The 20,601-nt window shown below is 34.4% G+C and carries 19 protein-coding genes; 13 read left to right on the top strand and 6 right to left on the bottom strand.

Annotated elements, in window-relative coordinates; all coding sequences use genetic code 11:
- Positions 1–17: 17 nt before the first annotated feature.
- From RM51_RS09255 to RM51_RS09240, 4 genes are all read left to right on the top strand, one after another.
- A complete protein-coding gene (locus tag RM51_RS09255) occupies positions 18–896 on the top strand; it encodes a NifU family protein (protein WP_039368053.1) in 879 nt (292 codons plus the stop codon).
- Positions 897–967: 71 nt separating this feature from the next.
- Positions 968–1,990, top strand: coding sequence for a ferrochelatase (gene hemH / locus RM51_RS09250; RefSeq protein ID WP_039368049.1), 1,023 nt, complete (start codon positions 968–970; stop codon positions 1,988–1,990).
- A gap of 208 nt (positions 1,991–2,198) precedes the next feature.
- Positions 2,199–2,426, top strand: coding sequence for a hypothetical protein (locus RM51_RS09245; protein WP_047441860.1), 228 nt, complete (start codon positions 2,199–2,201; stop codon positions 2,424–2,426).
- A 1-nt stretch (position 2,427) separates the two neighbouring features.
- Positions 2,428–2,688 carry a hypothetical protein gene (locus RM51_RS09240; RefSeq protein ID WP_131667064.1) on the top strand — a complete coding sequence of 87 codons (261 nt, stop codon included), beginning with the start codon at positions 2,428–2,430 and terminating at the stop codon, positions 2,686–2,688.
- A gap of 89 nt (positions 2,689–2,777) precedes the next feature.
- On the opposite strand, the gene RM51_RS09235 is transcribed toward RM51_RS09240, so the two are convergent.
- Complete coding sequence (locus RM51_RS09235) at positions 2,778–3,986, bottom strand: type IX secretion system plug protein (protein ID WP_039368040.1); 1,209 nt, start codon at positions 3,984–3,986, stop codon at positions 2,778–2,780.
- Positions 3,987–4,053: 67 nt separating this feature from the next.
- On the opposite strand from RM51_RS09235, the gene RM51_RS09230 reads away from it, so the two are divergent.
- A complete protein-coding gene (locus tag RM51_RS09230) occupies positions 4,054–4,692 on the top strand; it encodes an MBL fold metallo-hydrolase (RefSeq protein ID WP_039368168.1) in 639 nt (212 codons plus the stop codon).
- Positions 4,693–4,744: 52 nt separating this feature from the next.
- Here the strand turns inward: RM51_RS09230 and RM51_RS09225 are convergent, their stop codons facing one another.
- Complete coding sequence (locus RM51_RS09225; protein WP_039368036.1) at positions 4,745–5,299, bottom strand: thioredoxin family protein; 555 nt, start codon at positions 5,297–5,299, stop codon at positions 4,745–4,747.
- A gap of 289 nt (positions 5,300–5,588) precedes the next feature.
- Here RM51_RS09225 and RM51_RS09220 point away from each other — a divergent pair, with 289 nt between their 5' ends.
- The 4 genes from RM51_RS09220 to RM51_RS09205 all read left to right on the top strand — a co-directional run bounded on the left by RM51_RS09220 (position 5,589) and on the right by RM51_RS09205 (position 13,040).
- On the top strand, positions 5,589–6,185 hold the full coding sequence (locus RM51_RS09220; RefSeq protein WP_039368033.1) for a TetR/AcrR family transcriptional regulator: 597 nt from the start codon (positions 5,589–5,591) through the stop codon (positions 6,183–6,185).
- A gap of 479 nt (positions 6,186–6,664) precedes the next feature.
- Positions 6,665–7,825 carry an efflux RND transporter periplasmic adaptor subunit gene (locus tag RM51_RS09215; RefSeq protein WP_039368030.1) on the top strand — a complete coding sequence of 387 codons (1,161 nt, stop codon included), beginning with the start codon at positions 6,665–6,667 and terminating at the stop codon, positions 7,823–7,825.
- Positions 7,826–8,080: 255 nt separating this feature from the next.
- A complete protein-coding gene (locus tag RM51_RS09210; protein ID WP_039368027.1) occupies positions 8,081–11,263 on the top strand; it encodes an efflux RND transporter permease subunit in 3,183 nt (1,060 codons plus the stop codon).
- A 364-nt stretch (positions 11,264–11,627) separates the two neighbouring features.
- Positions 11,628–13,040 (top strand): efflux transporter outer membrane subunit, encoded by a 1,413-nt coding sequence (locus tag RM51_RS09205; RefSeq protein WP_039368023.1) that lies wholly within the window; start codon positions 11,628–11,630, stop codon positions 13,038–13,040.
- 309 nt (positions 13,041–13,349) lie between these two features.
- Here the strand turns inward: RM51_RS09205 and miaA are convergent, their stop codons facing one another.
- Positions 13,350–14,270 (bottom strand): tRNA (adenosine(37)-N6)-dimethylallyltransferase MiaA, encoded by a 921-nt coding sequence (miaA, locus tag RM51_RS09200; protein ID WP_039368020.1) that lies wholly within the window; start codon positions 14,268–14,270, stop codon positions 13,350–13,352.
- 227 nt (positions 14,271–14,497) lie between these two features.
- Between miaA and RM51_RS09195 the strand changes: the two genes are divergently transcribed.
- The 3 genes from RM51_RS09195 to nadA all read left to right on the top strand — a co-directional run bounded on the left by RM51_RS09195 (position 14,498) and on the right by nadA (position 17,124).
- Entirely contained in the window at positions 14,498–15,355 is an 858-nt protein-coding gene (locus RM51_RS09195) for a YicC family protein (protein WP_039368019.1), read from the top strand.
- A gap of 72 nt (positions 15,356–15,427) precedes the next feature.
- Entirely contained in the window at positions 15,428–15,994 is a 567-nt protein-coding gene (gmk, locus tag RM51_RS09190) for a guanylate kinase (RefSeq protein WP_039368016.1), read from the top strand.
- A gap of 110 nt (positions 15,995–16,104) precedes the next feature.
- Complete coding sequence (nadA, locus tag RM51_RS09185) at positions 16,105–17,124, top strand: quinolinate synthase NadA (RefSeq protein ID WP_039368013.1); 1,020 nt, start codon at positions 16,105–16,107, stop codon at positions 17,122–17,124.
- Between the two features lie 36 nt (positions 17,125–17,160).
- Here the strand turns inward: nadA and RM51_RS09180 are convergent, their stop codons facing one another.
- From RM51_RS09180 to RM51_RS09170, 3 genes are read right to left on the bottom strand one after another with little or no spacing between them, the layout of a single operon-like run.
- The gene (locus tag RM51_RS09180) at positions 17,161–17,343 is read right to left on the bottom strand and encodes a hypothetical protein (RefSeq protein ID WP_039368010.1); all 183 of its coding nucleotides are present in this window, start codon (positions 17,341–17,343) and stop codon (positions 17,161–17,163) included.
- Entirely contained in the window at positions 17,340–17,567 is a 228-nt protein-coding gene (locus RM51_RS09175; RefSeq protein WP_039368008.1) for a bacteriocin-like protein, read from the bottom strand. The genes RM51_RS09180 and RM51_RS09175 overlap by 4 nt, the downstream gene beginning before the upstream one ends.
- Before the next feature lie 32 nt (positions 17,568–17,599).
- A complete protein-coding gene (locus RM51_RS09170) occupies positions 17,600–17,785 on the bottom strand; it encodes a bacteriocin-like protein (protein ID WP_039368006.1) in 186 nt (61 codons plus the stop codon).
- 362 nt (positions 17,786–18,147) lie between these two features.
- Between RM51_RS09170 and thrA the strand changes: the two genes are divergently transcribed.
- Positions 18,148–20,598, top strand: coding sequence for a bifunctional aspartate kinase/homoserine dehydrogenase I (thrA, locus tag RM51_RS09165; RefSeq protein WP_039368003.1), 2,451 nt, complete (start codon positions 18,148–18,150; stop codon positions 20,596–20,598).
- Positions 20,599–20,601 lie beyond the last annotated feature (3 nt).

Here is a 20,601-nt window from a genome sequence, read left to right as displayed (position 1 = left end):
TCAAATTTAACGAAAAAATGCATACTATCCTTATAGAACCAACCGAAAACCCTAAAGTGATGAAATTTGTAGCGGATTACAATTTGATTCCGGGATCTTTAGAGTTGGACAGAGATTCAGATATTTCAGAAATTCCTTTAGCACAGGAGCTTTTCAACTATCCGTTTGTTGAAAGAATTTTCATTACCGCAAACTTTGTAGCGGTTGCAAAGCAAGATACTGTAGAGTGGGAACACGTAGCTGAAAGTCTGAAAAACATAGTAGAAGACGAATTATTGGCCAACCCGAGAATTTATCTTCAGAAAAGAAAAGAAATGTATCAGATCTACGCAGAAATGACTCCAAATCCAAATGTAATGAAGTTTGTTTCTAATAAACTGTTACTGGAAGGTTTTGTAGAAGTAAAATCAAGAGATGAAGCAGAAGGAGTTCCTTTGGCACAAGCGATTTTCAAAGAATTTGATTTTTCGAAAGAAGTTTTCATTTCTGATAATTTTGTAGCTGTAACAAGAGATAATTCTGTGGAATGGCATCAGATCATGATGGCTGTACGTGGATTTATTGCTGAATATCTTCAAAACGGAGGGGAAATTTCTACGATTGAAGCTCAGAAGCACGAAAATCCTGTAGAAAAGATCATCAACAGAGAATATACGGATGATGAGCAAAAAATTTCTGACATTTTAAATGAGTATGTTGCTCCTGCAGTGGAAAATGATGGGGGAAAAATTTCTTTAATGGAATACGATAAGGAAAATAAAACGGCAAAAATGCTTTTACAGGGTGCTTGTTCCGGTTGCCCAAGTTCAACCGCCACATTAAAAGGTGGAATTGAAAATATTTTAAAACAATTCGTACCCGACTTAGTAGAAAAAGTAGAAGCTGTAAACGGATAAAACATAAGTAATCAGTAAAAATAATAAGCAATAAAAATTACTCATTACCAATTACTCATTATTTATATTTTATGAAAGGAATTTTATTAGTCAATCTAGGATCACCAAAATCTACCGCCGTACCTGATGTAAAGGAATATCTCGATGAATTCCTGATGGATGAAAGGGTAATCGACTATCGTTGGATTTTCCGTGCATTGCTGGTTCGAGGAATTATCTTAAACACCAGACCTGCAAAATCTGCGGAAGCTTACAAAACTGTCTGGACGGATGAAGGATCACCTTTGATTGTCATCACCGAAAAAATTCAGAAAAAACTTCAGAAACTTGTTGATGTTCCGGTAGAAATCGGAATGAGATATGCTGAACCGAGCATTGAAACAGGAATCAGAAAATTAACAGAAAAAGGAGTTTCTGAAATCGTTCTTTTTCCATTGTATCCGCAATATGCGATGAGCACCACGGAAACCGTAATTGAAAAAGCCGAGGAAGTAAGAAAAGCCAAATTCCCGAATGTAAAGATCAATTACATTCAGCCTTTTTATAATAGAGATATTTATATAGAATGCCTTGCGGAAAGTATTAAGGAAAAACTTCCTGAAAACTTTGATGCTCTGCAATTTTCTTATCATGGGGTTCCGGAAAGACATATATACAAAACCGATCCTACGAAAACATGTAATCTAAACGATTGTTGTTCGCGTGAGAGCAATCCAAGTCATCAGTTTTGTTATCGTCATCAATGTTTTGATGTCACCAATTCTGTCATTAAAAAATTAGGATTGCCAAAAGAAAAAGTAATGGTTACGTTCCAATCCAGATTAGGAAAAGACAAATGGATGGAGCCTTACACAGATGAAACCCTCGAAAGTATAGGCAAAAAAGGAATTAAAAACCTGGCCATTGTCTGTCCGGCTTTCGTTTCAGACTGCCTGGAAACGCTGGAAGAAATTTCGGTAGAAGGCAAAGAACAGTTTTTACACGGTGGAGGAGAAAACTTCCATTATATTCCCTGTCTGAATGATGAAGACCGATGGATTGAAGTGGTAAAAACACTTTGTGAGGAAAAGCTCAATGAATTTTATTTAGTTTAACATAGTAACCTTCGGAAACGGAGGTTATTTTTTTTTACAAAAACAAATTTTTAAAACATCACCCCCCTAATTTTTCAACAAATTTTAAAATAAAATAAATTTTATTTTAAAACACCCCTATTATTTTTAAATAAAAATTTAAAATTTAAATATTTTTCATACCTTTACCCCATCAAAATAACATCATTAACCTTAAAATTTTAAAATGATGAATGCAACTGCCGAAATTTTAAAAACCAAGATCGAAAGCTTCAGTCCGGAAACTCTGGAAGCATTTGCTAAAATGGTAGAAAGCTTTGAGGTAAACAGCAAACCTGCAATTCCTCAATTTCAATTGGATGAAGTATTGTACAGAATTCAGTTTCATAACGAAAACCCAATGACAAAACTAGATTTTTACGAAAATATTTCAGAGCTGAAAAAGAATTGCGCATAAAATGAACGTTCTCCTCTCCTCCATTGCAAAAAACGACATAAGACTTCTTATGCGTGTATTTAATGCGGAAAAAAAAAATAAAGGAATAGATTTTCTTGAAGATTTGAAAGTGTCGATCGGCGAAATCCTACAAAACAACAAAAACCATGAAACAAGATATAAGGAAGTCATCGTAAACGCTATGCAAAATTTCCCAGTAAATATTCATTACATATTTGAAGATCATGAAAATTTATTGGTAACTGCTATTTTCAAAGTTTAAAAAGAATTTCCTAAGCTATTATTATATGTAAACCCTTATAGAACTTTCTATAAGGGTTTTTGTTTATACTTTAATTTACATTGTACTTCTTATCTCACAGGCGTTCTAAATTCACCATACCCCATTAAGCCATCATAGTTTCTCCCGAAAGGAGCATAATATAAAAATCCTTGGTACAGATTCTCTGTCTGCCAGAAATTCCCGTTAATTTCTCCAAAGTTTAAAGTTCCATTCGCTTCTTTTGTAGCCAAGATATAATTATAGAAACCTTGTTTCAAATAGATCTTTGCTACATACTTTTTAGTAGCCTCATCATACTGCATCTGGTTTTCTTTAGAAGGTTTAAAACCGTTGAACCCTCCTAAAACATACAATTCCTTATCCATAGGATCTGAATCTATTGAAAAATGTACCCACGAATAATCTGCTTCTCTTTCCGCATCTCTTTCAATCCCCAAATCACTTCTTCTGTAATACCACGCTCCGTTTACATCCGGTTGATATTGATAGTTCAGAGGATAAGCCCAAACTGGATGAAGATAAGTATTATTTACTCCATCTTTAAGTTCGGTTGCACGCACCATATCTGCAGCCATGTTCATATTCTTATTATCGAAATAGTAGAACTCGTTATTCCCCGGAAAAGCAAGGTTCATCTGTTGAAAAAGCAGTTTATTCCCTAAAGTCATACTAGGTTTTAAATTATTAACCGTCACATTAGGATTATTGTTCTGCATTACATTCAGACTCATGGAATTCACATTTGACGACAAATCACCTCCTTTCGAAACCACCTGTACTTCTACCCTCTGATTAATATTCGGGTTTTTATCCGCAAACCTTGAAACATCCAAAGCCACAGCAGCATTATCTTCCACCACATAGAATCTTCTTTTAAAAAGTGGCTTTTCTGCAGAATCTTTATAAACGATTAGTTCAAAATTTCCCGAAATCTTAGGCTGTATTTTATCATTGGGAAATACGAGTTTATAATGCGTATAAGCCTGTAATGTATTAAATGAATATTGAAAATTATCTAATAATGCATTCAAACTTCCATTAGCAAACTCCGTAAAGAAAAGATTATCATCTTCCCAGTTTCTGTTATAGTGTTTAATGGTATATCTATAAATTTCACTTCTATTCGTAAGATCATCAAAGCTTAAAACCAATGTTTCATTGGTTTTAATTACCGGAGTCTCATCGTTGGTTTGAGGATTAAATAACTGAATACTCTGGATATTTTGTCCAAAGATCAGTCCGCTCAAAGAAAATAAAAATAATTGCAAGGTTTTCATTATGACGAAGATAAAGAAAAATAGCCACTTTCTCTATAATATCGTATTTTTGAAAAAAAATTCAAGTATGCTTCACATTCAGAGATTCGTGTTCAATTTTGCAAGCGAAAACACTTATATTCTTTACAACGACAATAAAAACGCATGGATTATTGATCCGGGAAATATGAACGAGCAGGAAACATACGCTATTGAAAACTTTATAGCCGAAAACCAGTTAAACATTGAAAAAATTCTTTTAACACACGCTCACATAGATCATGTTTTAGGATTGCAGTGGGCTTTTGACACCTATAAAGTTCCGGTGATCTTGCATAAAGACGATCAGGAAGTATTAGATATGCTTTCAGCAAGTGGTGCAAGATTTGGATTTCAGGTTCCTCCTGTTGCAGTGGAAACTACCTATATAAATGAAGAAGATGAACTTGATCTTGACGGAGAAAAATTTAAGATCTATCATGTTCCGGGACATTCTCCTGGAAGTGTGGTTTATCATAATGAAGCCCGAAAATTTATGATTTCCGGTGATGTTCTTTTTGAAGGAAGTATAGGAAGAACAGATCTATATAAAGGAAACTACGAACAATTAATTGGTGGGATCAAAACCAAGCTTTTTATCCTCGATGATGAAACTCAGGTTTTTTCAGGGCATGGAAATTCTACCACCATCGGATTTGAAAAACAACACAATCCCTTCCTTACATAAAAAATAAAAGCCGTCAAAATCTGACGGCTTTTATTTTTTATGATGTTCAATCTTACTTCCACTTAATATTGCAACCCATGCTTGGTCTTTGAATTTCTTCCTGAGGTTCTCCCAACAAAAGGTTTTCAAAAGCAATAATTAAATCTTCCCCTGTTACATCTTTATTATTTCCAGGTCTAGAATCATCCATCTGTCCTCTGTAAATAAGATCCAGTTTTTCATCAAAGAAAAAGAAATCCGGTGTACAAGCAGCATCGTAAGCCTTAGCAATCGCCTGGCTTTCGTCATATAAATAAGGAAAATCAAATTTTCTCTCGATCTGGAATTCGATCATTTTTTCCGGAGAATCATCAGGATATTTCTCTACATTATTCGAGTTGATGGCGATAAATTCAATCCCTCTTTCATTATAATCTTCATACAATTCATTCAACTTATCAATTACATGAAGAACGAACGGACAATGGTTACACATAAAGATCACCAAAGTACCTTTTTCTCCTTTCAGATCATCCAATGACTGAATTTCGTTAGTTTTTGATGGGTTCGGAAGCTCAAAAAACGGTGCTTTTATACCCAAATCAATCATATTTGAGGGAGTATTCATAACTTTTTTATTTAGCCACAAAGATATAGATTTTCTTGATTATTCGAGTAAGGAAGATGGATGCTGGAAGATGAAAGTTATTAATTGAGCTTGGCTATAAACTTTATTAATTTTTACAATAATTTAAAAATTCACAATCAAAAATCTCTTCTAATTCCCATTAATCCAACATCCAGCCAATTTACAATACTTCTCCAAAACGATCCTTCAAAAGTTAAATTCTAAAATTTGTTTGGAAGTTATGTTAAAAAGTTTGTAGTTTTGCTAACACTGTTAGTAATTAAAAATCATGGGTCTACATGAACGTCGACAAAGAGAAAAAGAAAACATACGCACCAGTATTTTGGATGCGGCTTTTTCTTTGGCAAAAACCGAAGGGTGGGCTTCACTTTCCATGAGAAAAATTGCCGATGCTATTGAATACAGTGCACCGGTAGTTTACGATCACTTTGAAAACAAAGAAGCTATTTTATACGAAATCTCGTTGAATGGTTTTAATTGTTTACACATTGAATTATTGAAAGCCCAGAGAGAACACGACGCTCCGGATGAACAATTGAAAGCTATTGTAGATGCATATTGGAAATTTGCATTCAAAAACAAAGAGTATTATCAATTGATGTTCGGATTGGGAATGCAATGTAGCGGAAAAGGAATGATGAAAGAAGAATTTTCATCGTTTCAGGATATGCTTTACGATTGCACGTATGAAATTATTAAGAAAAACGGATCAAATCCGGATAACGCTTGTCACATGTCCCACGCTTTATTTTCAGCGGTTCATGGCTTGATTTCAATCATGATGATGCGTAACGATGATATTCCTTCTACAATGAACAAGACAACTTTGGATGAAACGGTTTCTGCTTTTGTTAAGTCTTTGTAATTTTTTTTCGAACCTAAAATTAACACCGTTAGGAATATTAACACTGAATTAATATAAATTATTCATTTAAAACTAATTAAAAATTAAAACGATCTTATGTAAGATTTGAAAATTAACAGTAATATTTTTTTTACCAAAAACATTAACGCTGTTAGCAAAAATAACACACTACACACCTCATCTTAACTATACTTAAACCAACATTAAAAACAATTTTCTATTATGAAATATGATTTTTTCACCTTAATTCTTGCGATTTTCTTTCCTTATCATTAACACTGTTAAGAAAAATAACACACAAAAGCATTCAAACCCAAACCATCTAAAAATTGTGATCATGAAAACAACAATTTAAACCAGATTAAGAATTCTGAAATTTTTTTTGAACAAATCATTAACACTGTTAGGAAATATAACAGAATTCAAATTAACAAACAACATTATTTAATTCAACACTTCATTAAAAATTTAAACTCAAAATGAAAATATTTGGAAAAACGAGGATCATCGTACTTATCGCAAGTATTATCCTTTTACAAAATTGCACAAAAGCAGCAGAAGGATCAAACGCTGCTCCACCTGCTCCAGAGTTGCCAGTTTATACCGTAATCACCTCTCCTGCTACTGTTTATCAAGAATTTCCAACAGCTTTGGAAGGGAAAAACAATGTAGAAATCAGATCTCAGGTTGATGGATATTTAGATAAAATTTATGTAGAAGAAGGAGCTTATGTAAGAGCGGGACAGCCTTTATTTAAAATAGATTCAAGAAGTTACGGCGAACAAATGAATATGGCAAGTGCCAATTTACAAGTTGCCAACGCCAACATTCAAAAAGCAAAAGTTGAGGTAGACAGATTAGAACCTCTTGTTGCTGCAAAAGTAGTTTCAGACGTACAGTTGAGAACTGCAAAAGCAAATTACGCAGCCGCAGTTGCAGCCGCTTCACAGGCAAAAGCATCAGTTGGAAGCGCAAAAATCAATGTAGGATTTACAACCATTACAGCTCCAGTAAGCGGATATATCGGAAGAATTCCTTACAAAAAAGGAAGTTTGATTTCAAGAACAGATGCAAGTCCATTGACTTTATTATCTGATATCAGCGAAATTTACGCTTACTTTTCTTTAAGCGAACTGGATTTCATTGCTTTCCAAAATAAATATCCTGGAGCAACTTTAAACGAAAAACTGAAAAATATGCCAATGGTAGATTTGGTAATCGCAGACAACAGCACATATCCTGAAAAAGGAAAAATGAGCATCGTTGACGGACAATTCGACAAAACTACCGGAGCAATAAGCGTTCGCGCAGTATTCCCAAATGCAAACGGAGTTCTGAGAACAGGAAATACGGGTAGAGTTCGTATGCCTCAGTTATTCGACAAAACGTTGGTTATTCCACAGGAATCTACTTTCGAAATTCAGGATAAAACTTACGTTTATATCGTTGGAAAGGATAAAAAAGTAACTGGAAAACCTGTAAAAATCTCAGGGAAAACAGACAGCTATTACTTCATTTCTGAAGGACTTTCTGTAGGAGATAAAATCGTATTCACAGGGATCGGTGCATTGAAAGACGGGGTTGCTATTCAGCCAAAAGCTATTTCTTCGGATAGTTTGTTGAAAGCAAAACCTTTGTAAACTCCTTTCGGGACTATTTATAAGAACTGTTTAAACTTAAAAAAATAACAAAAGTCACAATCACTTTTTAACGCATTAGTCACATTAGATTTTAAACAGATACTCTTCTTATTAAGATCATATAAGTTTTTGAAAATCTTTGATTTTCATCTAAAAGTGAACGTCATCATTAGTTTTTTAATTAAAGCTAAAAGGGAATCAAATGTTTAAAATTTAGGCTAAAAAGTTTAAACAACATTAAAAAATAAACTTCTTATGTTAAAACAATTTATAGAAAGACCGGTACTTTCAACGGTCATCTCCATAATACTTTTATTATTGGGGGCGCTGTCCCTCTTTAATTTACCAATCGCCCTCTTTCCGGATATTGCGCCGCCGAGTGTTCAGGTGACAGCCTTCTATCCGGGCGCGAATGCGGAAGTTGTAGCCCGTTCGGTTGCAACCCCGATTGAAGAAGCGGTGAACGGGGTGGAAAACATGACTTACATGACTTCCAACTCGAGTAACGACGGTACCATGACGTTGAGCGTATTTTTCAAGCAAGGATCTGATCCGGATAATGCTGCCGTAAACGTTCAAAACCGTGTATCGAAAGCGATGAGCCAGCTTCCACAAGAGGTTGTACAGGCGGGAATTTCGACGCAGAAAGTTCAGAACAGTATGATTATGTTCATGGGGTTATCTAGTAATGATCCTAAACAATACGACGAACTTTTCTTACAGAATTATTTGAAAATCAACATCATTCCACAAATCCAGCGTATTCCTGGGGTTGCTCAGGCGCAGGTTTTCGGAACGAGAGATTATTCAATGAGACTTTGGTTGAAACCAGACAGATTAGCGGCTAATGGACTTTCTCCACAAGAAGTTTTGGCAGCAGTAAAAGATCACAACTTGGAGGCTGCTCCGGGACGTTTGGGACAAGGAAGTAAGGAAACTTACGAATATATTTTAAAATATAAAGGAAAATTAAACAAGAACGAAGACTACGAAAATATTGCCATTAAAGCCAACAGCGACGGTTCTTTCCTAAGACTGAAAGACGTAGCAAGAGTAGAATTCGGTTCATATACTTATACAGCAGCTAACAGAGTGGATGGCAAACCTGTTGCAGGTTTTGCAATTATGCAGACAGCAGGGTCTAATGCCAACGAAATTTTAACTGAAATTGAAAGACAAGTTGACCAGTTCAAAACTACCCTTCCAAAAGGTGTTGAGCCGATCATCATGTACAATTCCAAAGACTTTTTGGATGCTTCAATTCATCAGGTTGTTGAGACATTAGTGATTGCATTTATCTTGGTATTTATTGTAGTATATATTTTTCTTCAGGATTTCAGATCTACATTAATTCCTGCCATTGCAGTTCCGGTGGCGATTATCGGTACATTCTTCTTCCTGCAATTATTCGGGTTCAGTATCAACATGTTGACATTGTTCGCTTTGGTACTCGCCATCGGTATTGTGGTGGATGACGCGATCGTTGTTGTGGAAGCCGTTCACTCCAAAATGGAACATACTGGAATGCCCGTTGAACACGCGACAATGAGCTCAATGAGTGAAATTTCCGGTGCAATTATTTCCATTACGTTGGTGATGTGTGCCGTGTTTATTCCGGTTGGTTTCATGCAGGGTCCTGCGGGAGTTTTCTACAGACAGTTTGCCTTCACATTGGCAATTGCAATCATGATTTCTGCGATTAATGCATTAACATTAAGTCCTGCTTTATGTGCAATGTTCTTAAATGATCCTCAAGGTGAACATGGAGAACACGGTAAAAAAACTGGTTTTGGAGCAAGATTTTTCAATGCTTTCAATGTTAGTTTTAATAACATGACTAAAAAATATATCTACAGTCTTAAATTTTTAATTAAAAATAAATGGGTTGCAGTCGGAGGATTAGTATTAATTACTGCTGTAAGTGTTTTCTTAATTAAAAAAGCACCATCTGGATTTATTCCTACGGAAGACCAAGGATTTATTTTGTATGCGGTGAATACTCCTCCGGGAAGTTCATTGGACAGAACGCACAGAGCGACTGAGCAAATTGATAACATCATCAACGGTGAAAAAGCTAAAAATCACCTTTGGGTTGCAGACGGTTTGAACTTCATCAGTAACGCAAATGCGTCTCCATATTCTGCTGGTTTCATTAAATTAAAAGATCACGATCAACGTGGTGAAATCACCGATCCGGATCAGATTGCAGCAGGATTGACAGGGAAAGTTTCTCAAGTAAAAGATGCGAGTGCATTCTTCTTCAACTTCCCAACTGTTCAGGGATTTGGTAACGTTTCTGGTTTTGAATTTATGCTTCAGGATAAAACAAATGGTTCTTTGGAAAATTTAGGAACAACAACTCAAGCATTCATTGGAGAATTGATGAAACGTCCTGAAATTGCATTTGCTTTCACAACCTATGCAGCAGGAAACCCACAATATACGATTGAAGTTGATAATGATAAAGCCAATCAGCTTGGCGTTTCAATCACTGAATTGATGCAGACGATGCAGATTTATTACGGAAGTAGCTTTGTTTCAGATTTCAACAGATTCGGAAAATACTACAGAGTAATGGCTCAGGCGGATATTCCATACAGAACTGATGCGAATTCTTTGGAAGGAATTTATGTTAAAAATAAATCAGGCGAAATGGTTCCTGTGAAAACATTAGTGACATTAAAAAGAGCTTTCGGCCCTGAAACAGTGACAAGAAACAACTTATTCAACGCGGTTACAATCAACGGAACACCAAAACCTGGTTACAGTACCGGAGACGCGATTAAAGCAGTGGAAGAAGTTGCAGAAAAATCACTTCCAAGAGGTTTCGGATACGAATGGACAGGGATTACTCGTGAAGAGATCAAAACAAGTGGACAAACAGCATTTATTTTTGCATTAAGTATTTTGTTTGTTTATTTCTTGTTGGCAGCTCAGTATGAAAGTTATATTCTTCCATTTGCAGTTATCTTAACGATTCCAACGGGTATTTTCGGAGTATTTGCCTTCACAGGATTGGCTGGAATTGATAATAATATTTACGTTCAGGTTGGTTTAATCATGCTCGTCGGATTGTTGGCAAAAAATGCGATCCTGATTGTGGAATTTGCCGTACAAAGAAGAAATGCAGGAAGATCGTTATTAGAATCTGCGCTTCAGGCTTCAAGATTACGTTTAAGACCGATCTTAATGACATCATTTGCGTTTATCGTTGGTATGTTACCGCTTGTATTTACGCAAGGAGCTTCTGCAAAAGGAAATCACTCAATCGGATTCAGTACGGTTGGTGGAATGTTGACAGGAGTTATCTTCGGAATTTTCATTATTCCGGTAATGTTCGTGATCTTCCAGTATTTACATGAAAAAATGCCAAGCAGAAAAAAGAAAAGACTTCAAAGACAAAAATTAGAAGAAGAACTTTTAGCTGCGGCTCATTAATAAAAATGAATAACAAACTTTGAGAGATTTATTTTAAAAATTTAAACCATTAAGATCTTTAGTAAGAAGTTTAGTATTAAGTGGAGCTTCGTTTTTAATCTATTTTTTATCTTAATTAAAACTAGACTTTTTAAATCTTAATGGTTCAAATTAACAAAAATAGAGAAGCAAACTATTCAAACTATATCATATAAAGCAAAGCATTTTCTCCTACTAAAGACAACTTTGCCCAAACAAAACCTCTCAAAGTTTTGTATTCAATTTAAAATTAAAAACTTATGAAATCGCCATCATTTGGAAACAAAAATTTCAATAAAAATCCAGCGATTACATATGACCTTTTAATAAAAATAAATATTACCATATGAAAAGAGTAAAAAATATAATCATCGCTTTCGGAATCGCTATAGGTTCGGTTTCCTGTGTGCCCAAACTGGCATTAAGTGAACCTGAAGTTGATCTTCCAGAAACGTTCAAATATACCGCAACTGCCGATACAGCAAGCGTTGCGAACTTAGAGTGGAAACAATTTTTCAGCGACCCGATGTTACAGACATTGATTGAAAAAGGGATAAAAAATAACTACGATTTACAAATTGCTTTAAAACAAGTTGCTTCATCACAGGAAAAACTAAAACAGGCAAAATATCTTCAATATCCAGATGTTGGTTTCGGAGTTACTGCACAAATTTCAAAACCTTCAAAAAACAGCATGAACGGACAAAGCTTGAACCTATTTTTAGGAAAAAGCTATGTTGAAGATTACAATGCAGCGTTCAACTTATCTTGGGAAGCTGATATTTGGGGTAAAATTAAAAATCAACAGGAAGTTTCAAAAATGCAATATCTGCAGACTTATGAAGCGACAAAAGCGATTCAGACACAAGTTGTTGCAGCGATTGCTCAAGGATATTACAATTTGTTGATGCTTGACAAACAATTGCAGATTGCCAACTCAAATTTAGAATTAAGCACAAACACTCTTTCTTTAACAGAAAAATTATGGAAAAGCGGTGATACAACATCTTTGGGAGTTCAACAGGCAACAGCTCAGAAGCAATCAACAGAACTTTTGATTACTCAATTAGAACAAAATATTTCAATCCAAGAAAATGCATTAAGTATTTTAGTTGGAGAAAATCCTGGAAAAATCAGCAGAACGATTGAAATGTCTGAAACTTCTTTACCACAAGATATTTCTGCAGGACTTCCAGCAGCAATGGTGAGTCGTCGTCCGGATGTCCGTCAACAGGAATTGGTTTTATTGGAATCCAATTCAGTCGTGGGAGTTGCTCAGGCAAATATGTATCCTTCATTGAAAATCACAGCCAACGGTGGTGTAAATTCATTTAAAATTGATAACTGGTTCCAGATTCCGGCTTCATTGTTCGGATCTGTTTTAGGAGGATTGACTCAACCTATTTTCCAGAAAAGACAATTGAAAACGGATCTTAATGTTGCTAAAATCCAGAGAGAAAAAAACGTTTTGGCCTTCCGTCAATCTGTTTTAAATGCCGTAGGTGAAGTTTCTGATGCCTTAGTTTCTAACGAAAGCTTAAAAGTTCAGGAACAAAAAGCAACCGAACAAGTCGCAACCCTAAAAAATGGAATTAAAAGTGCCGAAATGCTTTACAAAGGCGGAATGGCAAACTATTTAGAAGTAATAACAGCTCAGGGAAATTCTCTACAGGCAGAACTTAATTTAGCGTCCGTAAAAAGACAGAGATTGAGCAGTATTGTAGACTTATACCGAGCGTTAGGAGGCGGTTGGAAGTAGTAAATTAAAATTATATTGTTAATGGAATGCGGTCTTTCGGGGCTGCATTTTTTTCGTTTTTAAATTTAAAAAAACATTTATACTGTCATTCTGAACGAAACAAAGTGGAGTGAAGAATCTATAATTATTTGCAGAGATTCTTCCTTCGTCAGAATGACAATGCAGAATTTTTAAACCATTAAGTGCATTTAAGTTGTTAAGCTTGATTAAGAAAAATCAAATAGATTTTTTAATCAGCATTATACTAAAAGCGAAGCTCACCTTAATATTCTAAACTCCTTAATTAAAATCTTAATGGTTTAAAAAGAATTATTTTTGAAATTGCTCATTAATATACCCAATCAACCCATCAAAATCCTCCCGCGAATATCCCAACTGTAAATAATGAATATCATCCGCTTTTCGATACCAAGTCAATTGACGTTTTGCATATCTTCGACTGTTTTTCTTAATTTCAGAAACGGCAAAATCCAATTCCCATTCACCATCAAAATATTTGAATAATTCGGCATAACCAACAGTATTCAAAGCTGTCAAATGCTTAAATTTCTCTAAACTTTTTGCTTCATCCAACAAACCTTTCTCTATCATAATATCCACTCTCCTATTGATTCGGTCGTACAACTCTTCTCTCGGAGCTTCAATTCCAATTCGAATGGTTTTAAAATCTCTTGAGTCTTGAGAAACAGCAATTAATTCAGAATATTTTTTATTTGTTTGCCAGATTACATCAATTGCTCGTAGAAGCCTTCTGTGATTGTGAAAATCCACCACCGCAAAATATTCAGGGTCGAGTTCTTTTAAAATTTCCTGAAGTTTATCAATTCCTTCGTTCTCGAAAATTTCATTTAATTTTTTCTGATTGTCTTCATCGGCTTCTGGTAAATCGTTCAAACCTTCAATTACCGCTTTTTCATACATCATACTTCCACCAACCAAAATGACGGTATCATGATTTTCAAAAAGTTCATTGAGTTTTTTTAAAGCATCTTCTTCATATTGCCCGATAGAATAATATTCTTCCACCGAAAGATTTCCGATAAAATGATGAGGTGCTTCCGCCAACTCTTCCTCTGAAGGCGATGCAGTTCCGATTTTCATTTCGTTAAAAAACTGACGCGAATCGCAGGAAATAATTTCCGTATTGAAATGTTTAGCCAAATCAATCGCCAATCTTGTTTTTCCAATTCCAGTAGGACCTACAACAGAAATTAAGTTTTTCTTTTTCACAGCGCTAATTTACGAAAAATTGATTTTTTGATTTTTACCACAAAAGTCAAAAAAGATTTTAGTTGTTTTTTAGAAATTAAAAAGTTAGAAAAAGTTTTTATTCTGCTTTTTTGAACTTTTGCCAAGCTAAATATTTTCACAATTTTCTTTTGTCTCTTTTGTGGTAAAAATGGAATATAGTTAATACATAGACTTAAATGATTATCTTTGTACGACAATAAAAAACTATGATTTTATCAATGACAGGCTTTGGTAGAGCCGAAGGTGTTTTTGAAGGAAAAAAAATAACAATAGATATTAAATCACTGAACAGCAAAAGCTTTGATTTGAATATCAAAATTCCTTTGAGATATAAAGAAAAAGAATTTGAAGTACGAAAAATTCTTAACGATAGACTCATCCGTGGAAAAGTAGACTGCTACGTTAATATAGAGAATCTTGAAGAAACAAACGATGTAAAAATCAATAAAGGTTTAATTGATTCTTATATCAATGAACTTAGAAACATCGCATCAGACGGTCCAGATTTTGAATACTTGAAAATGGCGGTTCGACTTCCGGATGCCATCTCTTCAAGACCCGATGAATTGGCTGAAGGTGAATGGGAAGCTTTGGCTAAAATCGTTAATGCCGCGATTGACCGTTTCGAGGAATTCAGAAAAACAGAAGGTAAAATTTTGCATGAAGAATTAGAAAGAAACATTCAAAATATTGATAAAAATCTTTCTGAAGTGATTCCTTATGAAGAAGAAAGAATTGTTGCGGTAAAAGAACGTTATCAAAAAACATTGAAAGAATTTGAAAATGTTGATGAAACCCGTTTTTATCAGGAAATGGCTTACTTCACTGAAAAATTAGATATTTCTGAGGAAAAAGTGAGACTAGCTCAACATTTAAAATATTACAAAGAAGTAATGGATAACGAAGATTTCAACGGAAAAAAACTAGGATTTATTTCCCAGGAAATCGGTCGTGAAATCAATACATTAGGTTCAAAAGCCAATCATGCAGCCATTCAGAAATTGGTAGTCATGATGAAAGATGATTTGGAAAAAATTAAAGAACAGACGTTAAACGTATTATAATTAGTTGATGGTTTTTAGTTGATGGTTGCTTGCTTTAGAACTATCAACTAGAAACGATCAACCAACAACCATATGAATAAAGTTATCATATTTTCGGCGCCATCGGGAAGCGGAAAAACTACATTAGTAAAGCATTCTTTGGAAGTATTTAATGAATTAAAGTTCTCAATTTCTTGTACAACGAGACAACCAAGAGGAAGTGAAGTTCATGCAGTGGATTATCATTTTTTAAGTCCCGATGAATTCAGGCAGAAAATTTCAGAAGATGCTTTTGTAGAATTTGAAGAGGTTTATACTGATAAATATTACGGAACTTTAAAATCTGAAGTCGAAAAAATCTGGAATCAGGGAAAAGTGGTGATTTTTGATGTTGATGTAAAAGGTGGTATTTCCTTAAAGAAATATTTCGGAGAACAGGCTTTGTCAATTTTCATAAAACCACCTTCCATTGAAGAATTGGAACGAAGATTGATTTCAAGAAACACAGATGATGCAGAAACCATCAAAACCCGTGTAGCAAAGGCAGAAGAAGAAATGTCTTACGCGAAAGAATTTGATAAAATCGTAATCAATAACGATTTGAATATTGCAAAAGAAGAAATTGAAAGTTTAATAAAAAATTTTATAGAAAGAAACTAGAAGCGGGAAACCAGAAGACAGTTTAAAAGTGTCAGTAAATTATCGACACCCAAACCTAACTTTTGATTTCTAACATCTAACTTCTATAATCAAAAAACATTGAGGTTGATATGAGTACCGAAACATTAGAAAAAGCTAAATCTACAATTCCGGTAAAAGGTTTTTTGGATATTAAAGATTTGGTAATTCCTCAAGGAGAAGAGCTTGTAAAGGCGATTCTTAAATTGAAAGAAGAAAAAAATGCGGTGATTTTAGCGCATTATTACCAACCTGGAGAAATTCAGGATATTGCTGATTTCTTAGGAGATTCTCTACAGTTAGCAAGACAGGCAAAAGATACGAATGCCGACATGATTGTTTTCTGCGGAGTCCATTTCATGGCAGAAGCTGCAAAAATTCTGAACCCTACGAAAAAAGTTGTTCTTCCCGATACAATGGCAGGATGTTCTTTAGCAGACGGTTGTTCCGGAGAAGGGTTGAGAAAAATGCGTGAGCAACATCCGAATGCTTTAGTTGCAACCTATATTAATTGTAATGCAGAAACGAAGGCAGAAAGTGATATTATCGTAACAAGTTCAAACGCTGAAACGGTGATTGAAGCCCTTCCAAAGGACAGACCGATTATTTTCGCTCCAGATAAAAACTTAGGAAGATATTTATCTCAAAAAACGGGTCGTGATATGATTCTTTGGGATGGAAGCTGTATCGTTCACGAAGCCTTTTCAATGGAAAGAATTGCTAAACAATTGGCAGACAATCCAGATGCAAAACTGATTGCTCACCCTGAAAGTGAAGAATCTGTGTTGAAATTAGCACACTTCATCGGATCTACTTCTGCATTATTGGATTACGTTCAAAAAGATGATTGTCAAAGATTCATCATTGCAACAGAAGAAGGAATTCTACACGAAATGAAAAAACGTGCTCCTCATAAAGAATTGATTCCAGCTTTGGTTTTTGATGAAAGCTGCAACTGTTCTGAATGTTTCTACATGAAGCGCAACACTATGGAAAAACTGTATTTATGTATGAAATATGAGCTTCCTGAAATTCTAATCGATGAAGATTTAAGACTAAGAGCATTAAAACCAATCGAGGCAATGCTTGACCTTTCAAAAAGTATAAAATAAATCAAAAGCACTGTTTTCGCAGTGCTTTTTTTAAAATTAATTTTCAAAACAATCTGCACTTACATCTACGCACATCTGACAATTATAAGACAATGCAAAATATTGCGCACAAGTGTTTGAATACTCAGGACCTGTTCCGTAATTATTTCCGACAGGACACCCTGAACAAGTTAAAGCACCTTTGATATTCTTTAATGCTGATCTTGTTAATTTTTTCATTGGTATTTATTTTGTAATTCAATCATTTGAAAACAGTCCATACTTACCAACACACAATTTCTGCAGGTCTCAGGAAGATTCCAATAGGCTTCACAAGAATAAGAATGGTTACTTCCAGGACCAAATGCTCCTGTCGGACATCCGTTACAGTGAGAAATTGGAGGAATTCCAGCCCCGTTAACCTGTTCTAAATTTCGTCTGCTTAGTTTTTGTAAATTTTTCATAGTAAATAGTTTTGATGGTTACACTATAAATCTTAATCAAGAGAGCATTCGTAGCTTAATAACACTTTAGACTTACAACATTCCGGTAAAGCATCATAGTCTGCACAAGATTTCGGAAAACCGGGACCATAAGGTCCGGGAGGACAAGTGTAATTACAGGTTCTGGCTCCGTTAATTACTTTTAAGTTTTGTCTGTCTAATTTCTTTAAATTTTTCATAGTATTTAGTTTCATTAATTTAACTCATTTAAAAATAGATAATTAAACTAATTAAATCACTACATATTGATAAATATTATTTTATGTTAAATTATATCCAATAAATAATATTTGACACTAAATTTTATTTGTGTTTTAAAATAATTTGTACATTTGTTCAAGTAACAATGAATTTTTTAAGAAACATATCTGATATTTCTGCTCCGAATTTCTCTATTTCGGAAGGAAATTTTGTTTCTATTATTGCTACAACAACTACGACTACCCCATAACGGGGTAAATTTTCACATATTATTCACAGCCGTGTACTCTTTTTCCTAAAGAGTAAAATTTCATTTTCTCATAACATAAAATAAAACATCATGAAAGTTTTAAAATTTGGCGGAACTTCTGTCGCCAATGCCAAAAATATAGTAAAGGTCGAAGATATTATAAAGAAAGAATCTCTTAAAAACAGAGTCGTTGTCGTAGTTTCAGCACTTCATGGCGTAACAGATCAATTGATAAAAGCAGCGAAATTAGCTTCTCAAAGCGATGAAAATTATCTTCAGATTGTTAAAAATCTTGAAGAAAAACATTTAAATCTGGTTAAAGAATTAATTCCAATTTTGGATCAAAGCTCATGGTTGAGTTTTGTAAAAAAACATTTTAATGATATCGAAGATATCTGCAACGGAATTTTCGTTTTAGGAGAATTTACAGATAGAATTAAAGACAAAATAACTTCTTACGGTGAATTTCTTTCATCAAATATCATTGCAGCAAGATTACAATTCGAAGAACTTGATGTCATTTGGATGAACACTGCTGAAAACATCACAACAAATAGCAATTACACCAACGCGAAAGTAAATTTCGAAGCCACAGAAAGGAATTTGATACAATTTTTAAGTGAAAATCAAAATCAAATTATTATTGCTCCCGGATTTATCGCTAGAGATGAAAAAGGTAATTCTACTACATTAGGACGAGGCGGTTCAGATTATACTGCGGCTATCATTGCTTCTGTCATTAGTGCAGATGAACTTCAGATCTGGACAGATGTGAGTGGGATGATGACTTCCGATCCGCGATTAGTTTCCAATGCGAAACCGATTGCTGAAATTTCGTACGCCGAAGCGATGGAACTTTCACATTTTGGAGCAAAAGTTTTATATCCTCCAACCATTCAGCCAGTAATGGTGAAAAATATTAATCTAAGAATTAAAAACACTTTCGAACCGGAAGCATTCGGAACATTAATTTCTCATCAATTAGAAAAACCCAACTTTGAAAATCAACAGATTGCTGTCGGAATTTCAAATATGAGCAACATTGCTTTACTGACTTTAGAAGGAAGCGGAATGATTGGAATTCCGGGATTTTCTGCAAAATTATTTCAGTGTTTAAGCAATGAAAAGGTGAATGTTATTCTCATTACTCAAAGTTCATCTGAACATTCCATTACGGTTGCTATCCATGAAAAGGATGTTTTTAACGCAAAAAATGCTATTGATTTCGCTTTTGAAGATGATTTAAAGCTAAAAAGAGTTGACCCCGTAAAAATTGAAACCAATCTTGCTATTGTCGCTTTAGTCGGTGAAAACATGAAAAGCAGAAGTGGAGTAAGTGCCAAAATGTTTGGTTGTTTGGGAAATAATGGAATCAATATTCGTGCGATTGCGCAAGGTTCTTCGGAGAAAAATATCAGCATTGTTATTTCAGAAAAAGACATCAAAAAAGCTGTGAATATTTTGCATGAAGAGTTTTTCGAATCGGAAATAAAGCAAGTTCACCTTTACATCTGCGGAACAGGAAATGTCGGAGTGAAATTAATTCAGCAAATTTATGATCAGAACGAATATCTTAAAGAAAATCTTTTGATTAATTTAAGAATTACTGGACTTTCCAACAACCGTAAAATGATTTTCTCACATCAAGGAATTTCAGAAAATGAATTTGAAAATTTCAATCAAAATGGAGAAAATGCTTCTGCTGAAAAATTTGCTCAGGAAATAATTTCAAGGAATTTAAGAAACTCTATTTTTGTTGATGTAACAGCAAGTTCAGACGTTCCGAATATTTATGAAAAATTACTAAAAAAGAGTGTAAATATTGTTGCCTGTAACAAAATAGCCGCTTCATCAGAATTTGAAAATTATAAAAATCTAAAAAATATCGCTCGAAATCACAGTTGCAAATTTTTCTTTGAAACCAATGTCGGAGCCGGACTTCCCATCATCGGAACAATTAATGATCTGATAAGAAGTGGCGACAAAATCACTGCTATTCAAGCAGTTTTGAGTGGAACTTTAAATTTTGTTTTTAATAATTATGGTGGAAGCAAACCCTTTTCTGAAATCGTTGCCCAAGCTCAGAAAGAAGGTTACACCGAACCCGATCCGAGATTAGATTTGGCAGGGACAGACGTCGCCCGAAAAATTTTAATTCTCGCAAGAGAAGCTGGTTATTCTTTAGAATTTAATGAAATTAAAAATGAAAGTTTTCTTCCGGAAGAATGCATGAAAGGCAGTGTTGAGGATTTTTATAACGCTTTATTTAAATATGAAACTTACTTTAAAAATTTATTTAAAAAAGCCAAAAATGATGGAAAAATTTTAAAGTACGTTGCTGAATTTAAAGATGGAAAAGCAAAAGTCGGATTACAACATATTGCTCCCGAAAGTGACCTTTTTCATTTGTATGGAAAAGATAATATTGTGATTTTTAAAACATCGAGATATTCTGAGCAGCCTTTGGTGGTGAAAGGTGCAGGAGCCGGTGCAGAAGTTACAGCAAGTGGAGTTTTCGCTGATATTGTTCGTTCTGTTTAAAAT

Source organism: Chryseobacterium taiwanense, assembly GCF_000813825.1.
Lineage (GTDB): Bacteria > Bacteroidota > Bacteroidia > Flavobacteriales > Weeksellaceae > Chryseobacterium > Chryseobacterium taiwanense.
The sequence above is the reverse complement of the archived record's forward strand: the minus strand, read 5'-3'. Positions and strand labels throughout refer to the sequence as shown.

Excerpts from the sequence above, each read along its gene's own strand:
- RM51_RS09255 (WP_039368053.1), top strand. The coding sequence starts at position 18 with ATGCATACTATCCTTATAGAACCAACCGAAAACCCTAAAGTGATGAAA.
- hemH (WP_039368049.1), top strand. The coding sequence starts at position 968 with ATGAAAGGAATTTTATTAGTCAATCTAGGATCACCAAAATCTACCGCC.
- RM51_RS09245 (WP_047441860.1), top strand. The coding sequence starts at position 2,199 with ATGAATGCAACTGCCGAAATTTTAAAAACCAAGATCGAAAGCTTCAGT.
- RM51_RS09240 (WP_131667064.1), top strand. The coding sequence starts at position 2,428 with ATGAACGTTCTCCTCTCCTCCATTGCAAAAAACGACATAAGACTTCTT.
- RM51_RS09235 (WP_039368040.1), bottom strand. The coding sequence starts at position 3,986 with ATGAAAACCTTGCAATTATTTTTATTTTCTTTGAGCGGACTGATCTTT.
- RM51_RS09230 (WP_039368168.1), top strand. The coding sequence starts at position 4,054 with ATGCTTCACATTCAGAGATTCGTGTTCAATTTTGCAAGCGAAAACACT.
- RM51_RS09225 (WP_039368036.1), bottom strand. The coding sequence starts at position 5,299 with ATGAATACTCCCTCAAATATGATTGATTTGGGTATAAAAGCACCGTTT.
- RM51_RS09220 (WP_039368033.1), top strand. The coding sequence starts at position 5,589 with ATGGGTCTACATGAACGTCGACAAAGAGAAAAAGAAAACATACGCACC.
- RM51_RS09215 (WP_039368030.1), top strand. The coding sequence starts at position 6,665 with ATGAAAATATTTGGAAAAACGAGGATCATCGTACTTATCGCAAGTATT.
- RM51_RS09210 (WP_039368027.1), top strand. The coding sequence starts at position 8,081 with ATGTTAAAACAATTTATAGAAAGACCGGTACTTTCAACGGTCATCTCC.
- RM51_RS09205 (WP_039368023.1), top strand. The coding sequence starts at position 11,628 with ATGAAAAGAGTAAAAAATATAATCATCGCTTTCGGAATCGCTATAGGT.
- RM51_RS09195 (WP_039368019.1), top strand. The coding sequence starts at position 14,498 with ATGATTTTATCAATGACAGGCTTTGGTAGAGCCGAAGGTGTTTTTGAA.
- gmk (WP_039368016.1), top strand. The coding sequence starts at position 15,428 with ATGAATAAAGTTATCATATTTTCGGCGCCATCGGGAAGCGGAAAAACT.
- nadA (WP_039368013.1), top strand. The coding sequence starts at position 16,105 with ATGAGTACCGAAACATTAGAAAAAGCTAAATCTACAATTCCGGTAAAA.
- RM51_RS09180 (WP_039368010.1), bottom strand. The coding sequence starts at position 17,343 with ATGAAAAAATTAACAAGATCAGCATTAAAGAATATCAAAGGTGCTTTA.
- RM51_RS09175 (WP_039368008.1), bottom strand. The coding sequence starts at position 17,567 with ATGAAAAATTTACAAAAACTAAGCAGACGAAATTTAGAACAGGTTAAC.
- RM51_RS09170 (WP_039368006.1), bottom strand. The coding sequence starts at position 17,785 with ATGAAAAATTTAAAGAAATTAGACAGACAAAACTTAAAAGTAATTAAC.
- thrA (WP_039368003.1), top strand. The coding sequence starts at position 18,148 with ATGAAAGTTTTAAAATTTGGCGGAACTTCTGTCGCCAATGCCAAAAAT.